16 protein-coding genes are annotated in these 13162 nt (G+C 59.6%); 7 read left to right on the plus strand and 9 right to left on the minus strand.

What is annotated here, in order from left to right:
* The first annotated feature begins 1 nt into the window (after window position 1).
* Window positions 2–1444, plus strand: coding sequence for a metalloprotease TldD (gene tldD / locus ACA053_RS04225; RefSeq protein ID WP_109627975.1), 1443 nt, complete (start codon window positions 2–4; stop codon window positions 1442–1444).
* Between the two features lie 50 nt (window positions 1445–1494).
* Here tldD and yjgA read toward each other — a convergent pair whose 3' ends face one another.
* The gene (gene yjgA, locus ACA053_RS04230) at window positions 1495–2019 is read right to left on the minus strand and encodes a ribosome biogenesis factor YjgA (protein WP_007901505.1); all 525 of its coding nucleotides are present in this window, start codon (window positions 2017–2019) and stop codon (window positions 1495–1497) included.
* A 108-nt stretch (window positions 2020–2127) separates the two neighbouring features.
* Here yjgA and pmbA point away from each other — a divergent pair, with 108 nt between their 5' ends.
* The 6 genes from pmbA (at window position 2128) to ACA053_RS04260 (ending at window position 7479) form a co-directional block, all read left to right on the plus strand.
* Window positions 2128–3474, plus strand: a complete 1347-nt coding sequence (gene pmbA / locus ACA053_RS04235) for a metalloprotease PmbA (protein WP_010463346.1) — start codon at window positions 2128–2130, stop codon at window positions 3472–3474.
* A 247-nt stretch (window positions 3475–3721) separates the two neighbouring features.
* The gene (locus tag ACA053_RS04240; protein ID WP_109627976.1) at window positions 3722–4129 is read left to right on the plus strand and encodes a FagA protein; all 408 of its coding nucleotides are present in this window, start codon (window positions 3722–3724) and stop codon (window positions 4127–4129) included.
* Window positions 4110–5486, plus strand: coding sequence for a class II fumarate hydratase (locus tag ACA053_RS04245; protein WP_109627977.1), 1377 nt, complete (start codon window positions 4110–4112; stop codon window positions 5484–5486). The genes ACA053_RS04240 and ACA053_RS04245 overlap by 20 nt, the downstream gene beginning before the upstream one ends.
* 27 nt (window positions 5487–5513) lie before the next feature.
* Window positions 5514–5942 carry a DUF2753 family protein gene (locus ACA053_RS04250; RefSeq protein WP_497394614.1) on the plus strand — a complete coding sequence of 143 codons (429 nt, stop codon included), beginning with the start codon at window positions 5514–5516 and terminating at the stop codon, window positions 5940–5942.
* Window position 5943: 1 nt separating this feature from the next.
* Window positions 5944–6555 carry a superoxide dismutase gene (locus tag ACA053_RS04255; RefSeq protein ID WP_497315604.1) on the plus strand — a complete coding sequence of 204 codons (612 nt, stop codon included), beginning with the start codon at window positions 5944–5946 and terminating at the stop codon, window positions 6553–6555.
* Window positions 6556–6585: 30 nt separating this feature from the next.
* A complete protein-coding gene (locus ACA053_RS04260) occupies window positions 6586–7479 on the plus strand; it encodes a ZIP family metal transporter (protein WP_497315606.1) in 894 nt (297 codons plus the stop codon).
* Between the two features lie 159 nt (window positions 7480–7638).
* Here ACA053_RS04260 and ACA053_RS04265 read toward each other — a convergent pair whose 3' ends face one another.
* The 8 genes from ACA053_RS04265 to lptC all read right to left on the minus strand — a co-directional run bounded on the left by ACA053_RS04265 (window position 7639) and on the right by lptC (window position 13160).
* A complete protein-coding gene (locus ACA053_RS04265) occupies window positions 7639–7914 on the minus strand; it encodes an HPr family phosphocarrier protein (protein ID WP_109627981.1) in 276 nt (91 codons plus the stop codon).
* A 15-nt stretch (window positions 7915–7929) separates the two neighbouring features.
* Entirely contained in the window at window positions 7930–8787 is an 858-nt protein-coding gene (gene rapZ / locus ACA053_RS04270) for an RNase adapter RapZ (protein WP_109627982.1), read from the minus strand.
* 2 nt (window positions 8788–8789) lie between these two features.
* Window positions 8790–9254 (minus strand): PTS IIA-like nitrogen regulatory protein PtsN, encoded by a 465-nt coding sequence (gene ptsN, locus ACA053_RS04275; protein ID WP_497315608.1) that lies wholly within the window; start codon window positions 9252–9254, stop codon window positions 8790–8792.
* Window positions 9255–9266: 12 nt separating this feature from the next.
* Window positions 9267–9575, minus strand: a complete 309-nt coding sequence (gene hpf, locus ACA053_RS04280; protein ID WP_047537716.1) for a ribosome hibernation-promoting factor, HPF/YfiA family — start codon at window positions 9573–9575, stop codon at window positions 9267–9269.
* Window positions 9576–9649: 74 nt separating this feature from the next.
* Window positions 9650–11143 carry an RNA polymerase factor sigma-54 gene (locus tag ACA053_RS04285; protein WP_109627984.1) on the minus strand — a complete coding sequence of 498 codons (1494 nt, stop codon included), beginning with the start codon at window positions 11141–11143 and terminating at the stop codon, window positions 9650–9652.
* A gap of 184 nt (window positions 11144–11327) precedes the next feature.
* Window positions 11328–12053, minus strand: coding sequence for an LPS export ABC transporter ATP-binding protein (lptB, locus tag ACA053_RS04290; protein ID WP_109627985.1), 726 nt, complete (start codon window positions 12051–12053; stop codon window positions 11328–11330).
* A complete protein-coding gene (lptA, locus tag ACA053_RS04295) occupies window positions 12053–12601 on the minus strand; it encodes a lipopolysaccharide transport periplasmic protein LptA (protein WP_497315611.1) in 549 nt (182 codons plus the stop codon). The genes lptB and lptA overlap by 1 nt, the downstream gene beginning before the upstream one ends.
* Window positions 12588–13160: an LPS export ABC transporter periplasmic protein LptC gene (gene lptC / locus ACA053_RS04300; RefSeq protein WP_109627987.1), complete on the minus strand. Its 573-nt coding sequence runs from the start codon at window positions 13158–13160 to the stop codon at window positions 12588–12590. The genes lptA and lptC overlap by 14 nt, the downstream gene beginning before the upstream one ends.
* Between the last annotated feature and the right edge of the window lie 2 nt (window positions 13161–13162).

A 13162-nucleotide genomic window follows, 5' to 3' on the forward strand; every position in this document is an offset into this window, starting at 1 on the left:
TATGAGCGAGTTGTTGTCCTCCGTCAGTGAACACCTCCTGGCGCCCGGTGGCGTAACGATCGAGAGCCTGCAAGGTGTGCTCGGCGATCTGGCCGGCCCGGGCATCGATGCCGCGGACCTGTATTTCCAGGGGCAGATTTCCGAGTCCTGGGCGCTGGAAGACGGGATCGTCAAGGAAGGCAGCTTCAACCTCGACCAAGGTGTGGGCGTGCGGGCGCAATCGGGTGAAAAAACCGGTTTCGCCTACAGCAATGCCATCACCCTTGAAGCCCTCGGCGCAGCGGCCCGTGCGGCGCGGTCGATCTCCCGCGCCGGGCAGAACGGCTCGGTGCAGGCCTTCACTACCGCGGACGTCGCCCAGTTATACGGGCCGGATAACCCGCTGGAAGTGATGACCCGTGCGGAAAAAGTCGAACTGCTCAAGCGCATCGACGTCGCGACTCGCGCCCTTGACCCGCGTATCCAGCAAGTCACCGTGAGCATGGCCGGTGTCTGGGAACGGATTCTTGTCGCTTCGACCGATGGCAGCCTGGCCGCTGATGTGCGGCCATTGGTGCGCTTCAACGTCAGCGTGATCGTCGAGCAAAACGGTCGCCGCGAGCGCGGTGGTCATGGCGGTGGCGGTCGTACCGATTACCGTTACTTCCTCGCCGAAGACCGCGCCATGAGCTACGCACGTGAAGCACTGCGTCAGGCGTTGGTGAACCTGGAAGCTATTCCCGCGCCGGCCGGTACGTTGCCGGTGGTGTTGGGTTCGGGCTGGTCCGGCGTGCTGTTGCACGAAGCGGTCGGCCATGGTCTGGAAGGTGACTTCAACCGCAAGGGCAGCTCCGCTTACAGCGGACGCATGGGCGAGATGGTTGCGTCCAAGCTGTGCACCATTGTCGATGACGGTACGTTGGCCGGGCGTCGCGGTTCCCTGAGCGTCGACGACGAAGGTACTCCGACCGAATGCACCACGCTGATCGAAAACGGCGTACTCAAAGGCTACATGCAGGACAAGCTCAACGCGCGCCTGATGGGCGTGGCCCGCACCGGCAACGGTCGTCGTGAATCCTACGCGCACTTGCCGATGCCACGGATGACCAACACCTACATGCTGGCGGGTGAAAGCGACCCGGCGGAAATCATCGCCTCGGTGAAGCGCGGCATCTATTGCGCCAACCTCGGCGGCGGGCAGGTGGACATCACCAGCGGCAAATTCGTGTTCTCCACCAGCGAGGCATACTTGATCGAAGACGGCAAAATCACCGCCCCGGTCAAAGGCGCGACGTTGATCGGCAACGGCCCGGAAGCCATGAGCAAGGTGTCGATGGTCGGTAACGACCTGGCGCTGGACAGCGGAGTGGGGACGTGTGGCAAGGATGGGCAGTCGGTGCCGGTGGGTGTCGGCCAGCCAACGCTGAAAATCGATGCGATCACTGTGGGTGGCACAGGATCGTAAAAGGATGGAGCTTCGGGTGAGCCGCTTTGGCGACTCACCCGACTCGGGACTTAACGCAGACCGCGTTGAGTCTCGTCCAGCTCACGGATGTACTTGAAGATTTTACGGCTCGATGCCGGTGGCTTGTTAGTCGCCAGTTCGTGCTGGGCCTGACGGATCAGGGAGCGCAACTGCTGACGATCAGCCTCCGGGTAGTCGAGCACGAACTTCTCCAGGACCGCATCGTCGCCCGCGATCAAGCGATCGCGCCAGCGTTCCAGGCCATGGAAACGTTCGTTGTACTGCCGGGTGGAGGCATCGAGTTGATCGAGCAACGTCAGAATGGCGTCAGTGTCCTGATCGCGCATCAGTTTGCCGATGAACATGAGGTGCCGTTTACGCGCGATATTCGCGGTGTGCTTGGGCGCATCGGCCAGTGCCCGGCGCATAGCGTCGGTCAACGGCAGTTTTGCCAGCAAGTCAGGCTTGAGCGTTGTAAGGCGCTCGCCGAGGTCAACCAGAGCATGAAGCTCGCGTTTAACCTGGGATTTGCTTTTTTCTCCCGTATCGAGGGAGTCGTCGTAAGAATCAACCATGGTGGCCGTCCGCAAAGAAACGCCGCCATGATAACCAGTCGGGGGCCGCTTGTCCGGCCCGGTCGCTCGAAGGCCCCAGCCGAAAGCAGAATTTGAGTGGAGAACAGCATGAGTGCAGTTGAAAGCGTCGGCCCACAAGCGTTGCCGGCACTGCAAGAACAAGTCGAGCAGATCATCGCTGAAGCCAAGCGTCAGGGTGCCAGTGCCTGTGAAGTGGCCGTGTCCCTGGAGCAGGGCCTGTCCACCTCGGTGCGCCAGCGTGAAGTCGAAACCGTCGAGTTCAACCGCGACCAGGGCTTTGGCATCACTTTGTATGTCGGTCAGCGCAAAGGCTCGGCCAGCACCTCGGCCAGTGGTCCTGAGGCGATTCGTGAAACCGTCGCCGCCGCACTGGCCATCGCCAAGCACACTTCCGAAGACGAAGCTTCAGGCCTGGCAGATGCCGCGCTGATGGCCAGGGATCTGCAGGATTTCGACCTGTTCCATGAATGGGACATTACCCCGGAGCAAGCCATCGAGCAGGCGCTGACCTGTGAAGCCGCGGCATTTGCTGCCGACAGCCGGATCAAGAACGCCGACGGCACTACCCTCAGTACCCATCAAGGCTGCCGCGTCTATGGCAACAGTCACGGTTTCATCGGCGGTTATGCGTCGACCCGTCACAGCCTCAGCTGCGTGATGATCGCCGAGGCTGATGGCCAGATGCAGCGCGATTACTGGTACGACGTAAACCGTCAGGGCAACTTGCTGGCCGACCCGGTAAGCATCGGCCAACGCGCCGCGCAACGTGCCGCGAGTCGATTGGGCGCGCGTCCGGTGCCGACCTGCGAAGTGCCGGTGCTGTTTTCTGCGGAGCTGGCCGGTGGTTTGTTCGGCAGCTTCCTTTCGGCGATTTCCGGCGGCAGTCTGTATCGCAAGTCGTCGTTCCTTGAAGGCACCTTGGGTCAGAAGCTGTTCCCGGAATGGCTGACCATCGATGAGCGTCCGCACTTGATGCGTGCCATGGGCAGTTCGGCGTTCGACGGTGATGGCCTGGCGACCTACGCCAAACCGTTTGTCGAAAAGGGCGAGTTGGTGTCCTACATCCTCGGCACCTATTCCGGCCGCAAGCTGGGTATGCCGAGCACCGCCAACGCAGGGGGCGTGCACAACCTGTTCGTCACCCATGGTGATGAAGATCAGGCGGCCTTGCTGCGCCGCATGGGGCGCGGTTTGCTGGTCACCGAACTGATGGGCCAGGGCCTGAACATGGTCACCGGCGATTACTCCCGTGGCGCGGCGGGTTACTGGGTCGAGAACGGCGAAATCCAGTTCGCGGTCCAGGAAGTCACCATCGCCGGTAACATGCGCGACATGTTCAAGCAGATCGTTGCCGTGGGTAATGACCTGGAGCTGCGCAGCAACATTCGCACCGGTTCGGTGTTGATCGAGCGGATGACCGTCGCAGGCAGCTAACGCTGGCCGCTACACAAAAAGGCGCGCCACCCCATTGGGTGGCGCGCCTTTTTTTATGCCTTTGCACTGGCCCCTGTGGGAGCGGGCTTGCTCGCGAAGGCGGTGTATCAGTCAACAAAGATGCTGAATATGGTGGCCCCTTCGCGAGCAAGCCCGCTCCCACATGGAGTTTGTCGTGTGCTTTCGGGGTTGTGTTGGTTCTCATTATCATCTAATAATAAATCTCATTACCGAATGGGCCCGGATCATGAGTTCTGCCTTGCACGAGCAGCCTTACCTCGAAAGCTGGCGCTGGATGAGTCGCCAGATCCGTTGCGCGATGGACCCCGACGAACCGCGCCTGATCGAACATTACCTGGCTGAAGGCCGGTATCTGGCGTGTTGCACGGCAACCTCACCCTGGACCATCGCCGAAACCTCGTTTCGTTTGCTGCTCGACACCGCCGCCGATGTCGCGCTCCCTTGGCACTGGCGGACTTACTGCCTGGACCAGGCCTGGCGCCCATTGCGCGATCTGGAACGCCTCTCTCTGTGCAAATGCCGCCTCAAGCGCTGGCAAAGCTACACCTGGCAACTGGCGATCTGCGAGTTGCAGCCCTCGATTCCTCTCATAGAACTGGTGCAAGGATTTAGTGATGACCAAGACCCGTATTGAGCGCGACAGCATGGGCGAGCTTCAAGTCCCGGTGGACGCCCTCTATGGCGCGCAGACCCAGCGTGCGGTGGATAACTTCCCGATCAGCGGCAAGCCGATGCCGGTGCAGTTCATCCGCGCTCTGATCCTGGCCAAGGCTGCCGCCGCCCAGGCCAACGTCGAACTCAAGCAGATCAGCGAGTCCCAGGGCAAAGCCATCGTCGATGCATCACTGGGGTTGCTTCAGGGCGACTTCATGCAGCACTTTCCGGTGGATATCTTCCAGACCGGTTCCGGCACCAGTTCCAACATGAACGCCAACGAAGTGATCGCCACCTTGGCCAGCCGTCTGCTCGGTGAGCCAGTGAACCCTAACGATCACGTGAATTGCGGCCAAAGCAGCAACGACATCATCCCGACCACCCTCCATGTCAGCGCTGCACTCGCGTTGCATGAACAACTGCTGCCGGCGCTGGTGCGGCTGGTGCAGGTCATCGAGCGCAAGGCTGAAGAGGTTCATCACCACGTCAAAACCGGTCGCACGCACCTGATGGACGCGATGCCGGTGCGCATGAGCCAGGTCCTGAATGGCTGGGCGCAACAGCTCAAGGCCAACATCGGCCATTTGCAGGACTTGCTGCCGAGCCTGCAATCCCTGGCCCAGGGCGGCACGGCGGTAGGCACCGGGATCAATGCGCATCCGCAATTCGCCGCGCGTTTCAGCCAGCAGCTGAGTGAACTGACTCACGTTCAATTCACGCCGGGCAAGGATCTGTTTGCCCTGATCGGCTCCCAGGACACTGCGGTGGCGGTCTCCGGCCAACTCAAAGCGACAGCGGTTTCCTTGATGAAAATCGCCAACGACCTGCGCTGGATGAACTCCGGTCCGCTGGCGGGCCTCGGCGAAATCGAACTCGAAGCCTTGCAACCGGGTTCCTCGATCATGCCGGGCAAGGTCAACCCGGTGATCCCGGAGGCCACCGCGATGGTCGCCGCCCAAGTGATTGGCAATGACACGGTGATCACCATCGCCGGTCAGTCGGGCAATTTCGAATTGAACGTGATGCTGCCGATCATCGCCCAGAACCTGCTGAGCAGCATCGAATTGCTGGCCAACTCCAGCCATCTGTTGGGGGAGAAGGCCATCGCCACTTTCAAGGTCAACGAGGCGCGGATCAAAGAGGCGCTGTCGCGCAACCCGATTCTGGTGACCGCACTCAACCCGATCATCGGTTACCAAAAAGCCGCTGAAATCGCCAAGAAGGCCTATCAGCAGGGCCGTCCGGTGATTGATGTCGCCCTGGAACACACCGACCTGACACGCAGCCAACTGGAAGAATTGCTCAACCCAGAGAAGCTCACCGCAGGCGGCGTGTAATCACCGCTACCGCTTTGGAGGCTCACCATGGAGCACTGGAAACGCACGATCGAAAGGGCCAATCGCCATTTCATGCTGGGCGAACTCGTCGATGCCCGCGAGGCTTACTTGCAGGCTTTGGCCCTGGCCCAGGTGTTGTTCGAGCGCTGGGCGGATGCCGACGAAGCGGTGGCGGCCTGCGTGATTTCCCACCACAACCTGGCCGACTTGCACTTGCGTCTTAACCAGCCGGAGGAGAGCGCCGAATATTTGTGCTCGATCCATCAGCGGTTGTTGCAGACCCTGCAGGACCCGCGCCTGGCCCCGGCCCTGCGTGAAGCCGCGCTGCGCCAAAGCAGCAAAACCTATGTCGAGCTGCTGAATTTCATCAGCGAGCATGGCGAATACCCGCGCACGCACCGTTTGCTGCGCACCGATACCGCATCGTCTGCGCCTCTACATCATGGAGTCCATTGAAATGGCTTTTACCTTGCCTGCCCTGCCTTACGCCTACGATGCCCTGGAACCGCATATTGATGCGCAGACCATGGAGATCCACTACACCAAGCACCACCAGACCTACATCAATAATCTCAACGCCGCTGTCGAGGGCACCGAATTTGCCGAATGGTCGGTGGAAAAACTGGTCGCCAGCGTCCAGCAGCTGCCGGAAAAACTCCGTGCGGCGGTGATCAATCAGGGCGGCGGCCACGCCAACCATTCGCTGTTCTGGGAAGTGATGGCGCCTCACGGCGGCGGCAAACCCGACGGTGCGCTGGCCAAGGCGATTGATGAGCAACTGGGTGGCCTGGACCGTTTCAAGGAAGCGTTCACCAAAGCCGCGCTGACCCGCTTTGGCAGTGGCTGGGCCTGGCTGAGTGTCACACCGCAAAAGGCCCTGATTGTGGAAAGCAGCGGTAACCAGGACAGCCCGTTGATGAATGGCAATACGCCGATCCTCGGCCTGGATGTCTGGGAGCACGCCTATTACCTGCAATATCAGAACCGCCGTCCGGAATACATCAATGCGTTCTACAACGTCATCAATTGGCCTGAAGTCGCTGCGCGGTATCAGGCTGCGCTGGTTTAAGTCCTCTATCAAAACAATCCAAGGCTGACTATGGGCACTGAAACACTGGCGATCGGCAGCGGACGAATGTTTCGCTACGCGCTGGGATCGCTGTTGCTGCTGGCGGGCATGTCGTTGTTGGTCGCCCATGGACTGGCGTGGCTGGACCTCGAGCCAAGATTGCTGCGCGCACTGCAGGGCGGGGCGATTTGCGCCTTGGGCACTGCGTTGGGTGCAGTGCCGGTGCTGGTGATTCGGCGGATGCCGCAGTCGGTCAGCGATACGCTGCTCGGTTTCGGTGCCGGGGTGATGCTCGCGGCGACGGCGTTTTCGCTGATTGTCCCGGGGATCTCCGCCGCTGAAAGCCTGGGGCTGACACCCTGGGCGGCCAGCGGACTGATCAGCTTCGGCATCATGCTCGGCGCGTTCGGGCTGTTTCTGGTGGATCGAAAGGTCTCGGGCGCCTCACCGGAAATGCTCGTCGGAACCCTGGAACGGCCGGTCATCCCGCCGCGGATTTGGTTGTTTGTGTTTGCCATCATTGCCCACAACATTCCTGAAGGCATGGCGGTCGGGGTCTCGGCCGGTGGAGGAATGCCGGATGCCGACAGCCTGGCCATGGGCATCGCCTTGCAGGATGTACCGGAAGGGCTGGTGATCGCGCTGGTGCTGGCAGGCGCGGGGATGTCGCGGGTCAAGGCGTTCCTGATCGGTGCGGCATCAGGGTTGGTCGAGCCGGTCTTCGCGCTGTTGTGCGCCTGGCTGGTGAGCCTGGCCGAATTGCTGTTGCCATTGGGATTGGCGCTGGCGGCGGGGGCGATGTTGCTGGTGGTCACCCATGAAGTCATCCCCGAATCGCGGCGCAATGGTCACGACAAGCTGGCGAGCCTTGGGTTGTTGATCGGGTTTTGTTTGATGATGGTGATGGATACGGCGTTGGCCTGAAAAGGCATTGATGCCTGTGTGGCGAGGGGATTTATCCCCGTTGGGTCGCGAAGCGACCCCCAGCGTCGGTGCAGCAGACTAAGTTGCCTGCTTTACGACTGCTTCGCAGCCGAACGGGGATAAATCCCCTCGCCACAGGTGCCCGCTCAAAAAGGCGGGTTACTCGCCTTCGTCGAAGAAGTTGTTGATCAATGCGACCAGCGCATCCATCGCTTCCTGCTCTTGCTCGCCTTCCGTACTCAGATGGATTTTGGTGCCCTTGCCGGCGGCGAGCATCATCATGGCCATGATGCTTTTGCCATCGACCGTGGATTCTGGTGTGCGACCGACTCTGATCTTGCATTCCGGATACTGACCAGCAACGCCAACGAATTTAGCCGAAGCGCGGGCATGCAGGCCCAGCTTGTTGATGATTTCTATGTCCCGAGCAGGCATCGCGATGTGAATCCTTTAGCTGAGGTCGCGGTGGCGAACCTGGACGTTCTTCAGGGATTGTTGCAGGACCTGGCCCAGACGTTCGGTCAGGTAGACGGAGCGGTGATGCCCGCCGGTGCAGCCAATGGCAATGGTGACATAAGCCCGGTTGCTGGCGGCAAAGCGCGGCAACCACTTGAGCAGGTATGTGGAAATGTCCTGGAACATCTCTTCGACGTCCGGTTGTGCCGCCAGGTAGTCGGCCACCGGTTGATCAAGTCCGGACTGCTCACGCAATTCCGGTTTCCAGTAAGGGTTGGGCAGGCAGCGCACGTCGAACACCAGGTCGGCGTCGACCGGCATGCCACGCTTGAACCCGAAAGACTCCACCAGGAACGCAGTGCCGGCTTCCGGCTGGTTCAGCAGGCGCAACTTGATGGTATCGCGCAGCTGATAAAGGTTCAGGTTGGTGGTGTTGACCTTGAGGTCGGCCAAGTCGGCGATAGGGCCCAGCAACAGGGTCTCGTCTTGAATCGCCTCGGCCAGCGAGCGATTGGCGTTGCTCAGAGGATGGCGACGACGGGTTTCCGAGAAGCGTTTGAGCAACGTTTCTTCGTCAGCGTCCAGATACAGCACATCGCATTTGATATGCCGACTGCGGACTTCTTCCAACAGTTCCGGAAACCGTGACAGGTGACTCGGCAGGTTGCGCGCATCGATGGAGACGGCAACCAGCGGCTGTGCCAGTTCAGTATGAATCAGCGCGCGCTCGGCCAGTTCCGGCAGTAATCCGGCGGGAAGGTTGTCGATGCAGTAGTAGCCGTTGTCCTCGAGAACATCGAGGGCGGTACTTTTACCTGAGCCGGAACGGCCACTGACGATGATCAGGCGCATGATCAGTGACCGTTCTGCTCGTCCAGGACAACCTGATACAAGGCTGCGTTGCTCGGGGCACTGCGCAGTTTTTCGCGCACTTCCTTGCGATCGAGCATGCTGGCGATCTGGCGCAGAAGTTCCAGGTGGGCATCGGTAGCGGCTTGCGGGACCAGCAGAACGAACAGCAGGTCAACCGGGGCGCCGTCGATGGCGTCGAAATCGATGGGGGCGTCGAGGTGCATCAGTGCGCTGACAGGCGACGTACAACCTTTCAGACGACAGTGGGGAATGGCGATGCCGTTACCAAAACCGGTCGAACCGAGTTTTTCACGGGCAATCAGAGCCTCGAAGACATCTTGCATCTCCAGATCCGGGACTTCTTTATGGATAAGGTTGGCAATTTGCTCGAGGGCTTTCTTTTTGCTGCCGCCCGGCACGTTCACGAGGGAACGGCCGGGGGTCAGGATGCTTTCAAGTCGGATCATGGGTAGGGAGTGTTAACGACCGGTCGCGCCCTGGAGGAGGCTTTGGGTCTTTTCCTTATGCTTTTTGAGTTGTTTATCCAGCTTGTCGGTCAGCGCGTCGATCGCCGCATACATATCGGTATGCTCCGCGTTGGCGACCACTTCATTGCCGGGAATATGCAGCGTGGCTTCGATTTTCTGCTTGAGCTTTTCGACCGTCATCGTGACCTGCACGTTGGTGATCTTGTCGAAATGCCTCTCTAATCGTTGGAGTTTTTCGCCGATGTAGGTGCGAAGAGGTTCGGTCACTTCCAGTTGGTGTCCACTGATGTTGACTTGCATACAGCTTCTCCTTCGTTGCCAGTGCATAAAGCGGCAGGCAGAAATGCCTGCCACTGGAACGCTGTGGCGTGGCTCTACATCAACCGCTTGCGTTCGCTCGAAGGCGCGATCCCGAGGGATTCGCGGTACTTGGCGACGGTGCGGCGAGCCACCTGAATGCCTTGTGCCTCCAGTAAACCAGCGATCTTGCTGTCACTCAACGGCTTTTTCTGATTTTCCGCAGCAACCAGTTTTTTGATGATCGCGCGGATCGCTGTGGACGAGCATTCACCGCCTTCGGAGGTGCTGACGTGGCTCGAGAAAAAGTATTTCAGTTCATATATGCCCCGAGGGGTATGCATGAATTTCTGTGTGGTCACCCGGGAAATCGTCGATTCGTGCATGCCTACCGCTTCGGCGATGTCATGCAGGACCAGCGGTTTCATCGCTTCGTCGCCGTACTCCAGGAAGCCGCGCTGATGCTCGACGATCTGGGTGGCTACTTTCATAAGAGTTTCGTTGCGGCTTTGCAGGCTTTTGATGAACCAGCGGGCTTCTTGCAGCTGATTGCGCATGAAGGTGTTGTCGGCACTGGTGTCGGCGCGGCGTACAAAACCGGCGTATTGAGCGTTGACCCGCAACCGTGGCACCGATTCCTGGTTCAGCTCGACCAGCCAGCGCTCGTTGTCCTTGCGCACGATCACGTCAGGGACAACGTACTCGGCTTCACTCGACTCGATCTGCGAGCCCGGACGCGGGTTGAGGCTCTGCACCAGTTCGATCACCTGGCGCAGTTCATCTTCCTTGAGCTTCATGCGGCGCATCAGCTGGCTGTAGTCGCGGCTGCCGAGCAGGTCGATGTAGTCGGTGACCAGGCGCTTGGCTTCGGCCAGCCAAGGCGTCTTGGCGGGCAGCTGGCGCAGTTGCAGCAGCAGGCATTCACCCAGATTGCGGGCGCCGATGCCGGCCGGCTCGAATTGCTGGATGCGGTGCAGGACGGCTTCGATTTCGTCCAGTTCAATGTCCAGTTCCGGATCGAAGGCTTCGAGAATTTCCTCGAGGGTTTCGTCCAGGTAACCCTGATTGTTGATGCAGTCGATCAGGGTCACGGCGATCAGGCGATCGGTGTCGGACATCGGTGCCAGGTTCAGTTGCCACAACAAATGGCTTTGCAGGCTTTCGCCGGCCGATGTGCGGGTGGTGAAATCCCACTCGTCGTCATCGCTGCTGGGCAGGCTGCTGGCGCTGGTCTGGTAGACGTCTTCCCACGCGGTATCGACAGGCAGTTCGTTGGGAATGCGCTCGTTCCAGTCACCTTCCTCGAGGTTATCCACCGTCGGGGCGGTTTCCTGGTAGGAGGGTTCCGAAACATCGGCGTTGGGGAGCTGTTCGGCTTTGTCGGCCAATGGGTCGGCGTTATCGAAGTCGTCGCCTTCTTCCTGGCGTTCGAGCATCGGATTGGACTCCAGGGCCTCCTGGATTTCCTGTTGCAGGTCCAGGGTCGACAATTGGAGCAGGCGGATGGCCTGTTGCAGCTGCGGTGTCATCGTCAGCTGCTGGCCCATTCTCAAGACTAGCGATGGTTTCATGGCAGGGGCTTAACACCTTATTCGCCGGCGCACATGCGCCATCCACTACAGGGCGCCGGAGCGCCAAACATAAGCAAATTATATGCCCGAAACTGCAGCGTTTGCCTAGAGCGCTGTAACAATAAAAAAGTATTGATTTTTTATCGAGACGAGCGCTCGGACAACCAGCCAGACACGTCAGCGCTTACAGGCGGAACTCGTGGCCCAGATACACTTCCTTGACCAGTTCGTTGGCCAGGATGGTGGCGGAGTCACCTTCGGCGATCAGCTGGCCATCGTTTACGATGTAGGCAGTTTCGCAGATATCCAGGGTCTCACGGACGTTGTGGTCAGTGATCAGCACGCCAATGCCTTTGGCCTTGAGGTGGTAGATGATCTGTTTGATGTCGCCCACCGAGATCGGGTCCACACCGGCGAAAGGTTCATCGAGCAGGATGAATTTCGGGTTGGTGGCCAGTGCCCGGGCGATTTCCACGCGGCGGCGCTCACCACCGGACAGGCTCATGCCGAGGTTGTCGCGGATGTGGCTGATGTGGAATTCCTGCAGCAGGCTTTCCAGCTCCTTGCGACGATCGGCCTTGTCGAGTTCCTTGCGGGTCTCGAGGATGGCCATGATGTTGTCCGCAACCGAGAGTTTGCGGAAGATCGACGCTTCTTGCGGAAGATAGCCGATACCGGCCTTTGCACGACCGTGCATCGGCTGGTGGCTGACGTCCAGATCGTCGATCAGTACGCGACCCTGATCGGCCTGCACAAGGCCAACGATCATGTAGAAGCAGGTGGTCTTGCCGGCGCCGTTAGGGCCCAGCAGGCCGACGATCTGACCGCTGTCGATGGACAGGCTGACGTCACGCACGACCTGGCGGCTCTTGTAGCTCTTGGCCAGATGCTGAGCTTTCAGAGTTGCCATTACGGGGCCTTTTGCTCTTCGGTTTTCTTTTTCGGCTGGATCACCATGTCAATGCGCGGACGCGACTCGGTGACCTTGCTGCCCGTAGCACGCCCGGCGCTCGCAAGCTTTTTCTGGGTGTCGTAGACGATTTTCTCGCCTTGGGTGGTGTTGTTGTCCTTGTCGATGACTTTCGCTTTATCGATCAGCACGACGCGGTTTTGCGAGGCGTGGTACTGGATGGTCACCCCCCAGCCTTGCACAGGCTTGGTGTCGCCAGCCGTCTGCATCTGCTCAAAGTAGGCAAGGTTGCCCACCGATGTCACCACGTCAATGTCGCCAGTCGAGGTGCGAGTGATGGTCACGGTATTGCCGGTGACCTTCATCGAGCCCTGAGTAATGATCACGTCACCCTTATAGGTGGCAACGCCATTCTTGTCGTCCAGTTGGGCGTCGTCGGCCTGAATGCGGATAGGCTGCTCTTGATCGTTCGGCAGAGCCCAGGCGCTCACGCTTCCCAGTGCTGCGCCCAGACTGAGCAAAATAGGGAGAGTTTTAACGAGCCTCATACTGTCCTCTTACGTTCGATAGCAGGTGTATCCTGCTTTCTTTCAAGTACGCTTTCATTCCGTTGCCTGTCGATACACCGCCAGCGCCGTCGATTCTAACGGGTTGATCGGTCTGCGCATATTGCTCCTTGGGGAACACAGTCATACGGGTGGTGGTAATCAGGGTTTTGCGGTTTTTCTCGTCGAAACGCGTGATGCGGACCGAGTCGATCAGCTCGACCTGAGTGCCGTCCGGGTTGACTTCGCCGTGCTCACTCTGGACGTGCCAGGGAAACTCGGTACCACGAAACATGTTCAGGTCAGGGTTGGTCAGCAACGTCACCTCGCTCACTTTCAGGTGTTCGACCTTGTCGGACGTCATTTCATACTGCAATTTGCCGTCCGGCAGGTACTGCACGCTGTGGGCGTTCAGGGCGTAATAGTCGATCGCGCTTTCATCGACCTTGACCACGGGTTTGTCGAGGAAGCGTTCGGGGCTGATGTTCCAGTAGCCGACCGCGGCGAACAGCGCCGCGATGCAACCGAACAACAGGATGTTACGAATCTTTTTGCTCAGCATAG

The organism is Pseudomonas sp. LBUM1672 (assembly GCF_059695655.1).

Coding starts and splice junctions, on each gene's coding strand:
- rapZ (WP_109627982.1), bottom strand. CDS start 8,787: ATGCGCCTGATCATCGTCAGTGGCCGTTCCGGCTCAGGTAAAAGTACC.
- ACA053_RS04265 (WP_109627981.1), bottom strand. CDS start 7,914: ATGCCTGCTCGGGACATAGAAATCATCAACAAGCTGGGCCTGCATGCC.
- yjgA (WP_007901505.1), bottom strand. CDS start 2,019: ATGGTTGATTCTTACGACGACTCCCTCGATACGGGAGAAAAAAGCAAA.
- lptC (WP_109627987.1), bottom strand. CDS start 13,160: ATGCTGAGCAAAAAGATTCGTAACATCCTGTTGTTCGGTTGCATCGCG.
- lptB (WP_109627985.1), bottom strand. CDS start 12,053: ATGGCAACTCTGAAAGCTCAGCATCTGGCCAAGAGCTACAAGAGCCGC.
- ACA053_RS04240 (WP_109627976.1), top strand. CDS start 3,722: ATGAGTTCTGCCTTGCACGAGCAGCCTTACCTCGAAAGCTGGCGCTGG.
- ACA053_RS04255 (WP_497315604.1), top strand. CDS start 5,944: ATGGCTTTTACCTTGCCTGCCCTGCCTTACGCCTACGATGCCCTGGAA.
- hpf (WP_047537716.1), bottom strand. CDS start 9,575: ATGCAAGTCAACATCAGTGGACACCAACTGGAAGTGACCGAACCTCTT.
- pmbA (WP_010463346.1), top strand. CDS start 2,128: ATGAGTGCAGTTGAAAGCGTCGGCCCACAAGCGTTGCCGGCACTGCAA.
- ACA053_RS04285 (WP_109627984.1), bottom strand. CDS start 11,143: ATGAAACCATCGCTAGTCTTGAGAATGGGCCAGCAGCTGACGATGACA.
- ACA053_RS04245 (WP_109627977.1), top strand. CDS start 4,110: ATGACCAAGACCCGTATTGAGCGCGACAGCATGGGCGAGCTTCAAGTC.
- ACA053_RS04250 (WP_497394614.1), top strand. CDS start 5,514: ATGGAGCACTGGAAACGCACGATCGAAAGGGCCAATCGCCATTTCATG.
- ACA053_RS04260 (WP_497315606.1), top strand. CDS start 6,586: ATGGGCACTGAAACACTGGCGATCGGCAGCGGACGAATGTTTCGCTAC.
- tldD (WP_109627975.1), top strand. CDS start 2: ATGAGCGAGTTGTTGTCCTCCGTCAGTGAACACCTCCTGGCGCCCGGT.
- ptsN (WP_497315608.1), bottom strand. CDS start 9,254: ATGATCCGACTTGAAAGCATCCTGACCCCCGGCCGTTCCCTCGTGAAC.
- lptA (WP_497315611.1), bottom strand. CDS start 12,601: ATGAGGCTCGTTAAAACTCTCCCTATTTTGCTCAGTCTGGGCGCAGCA.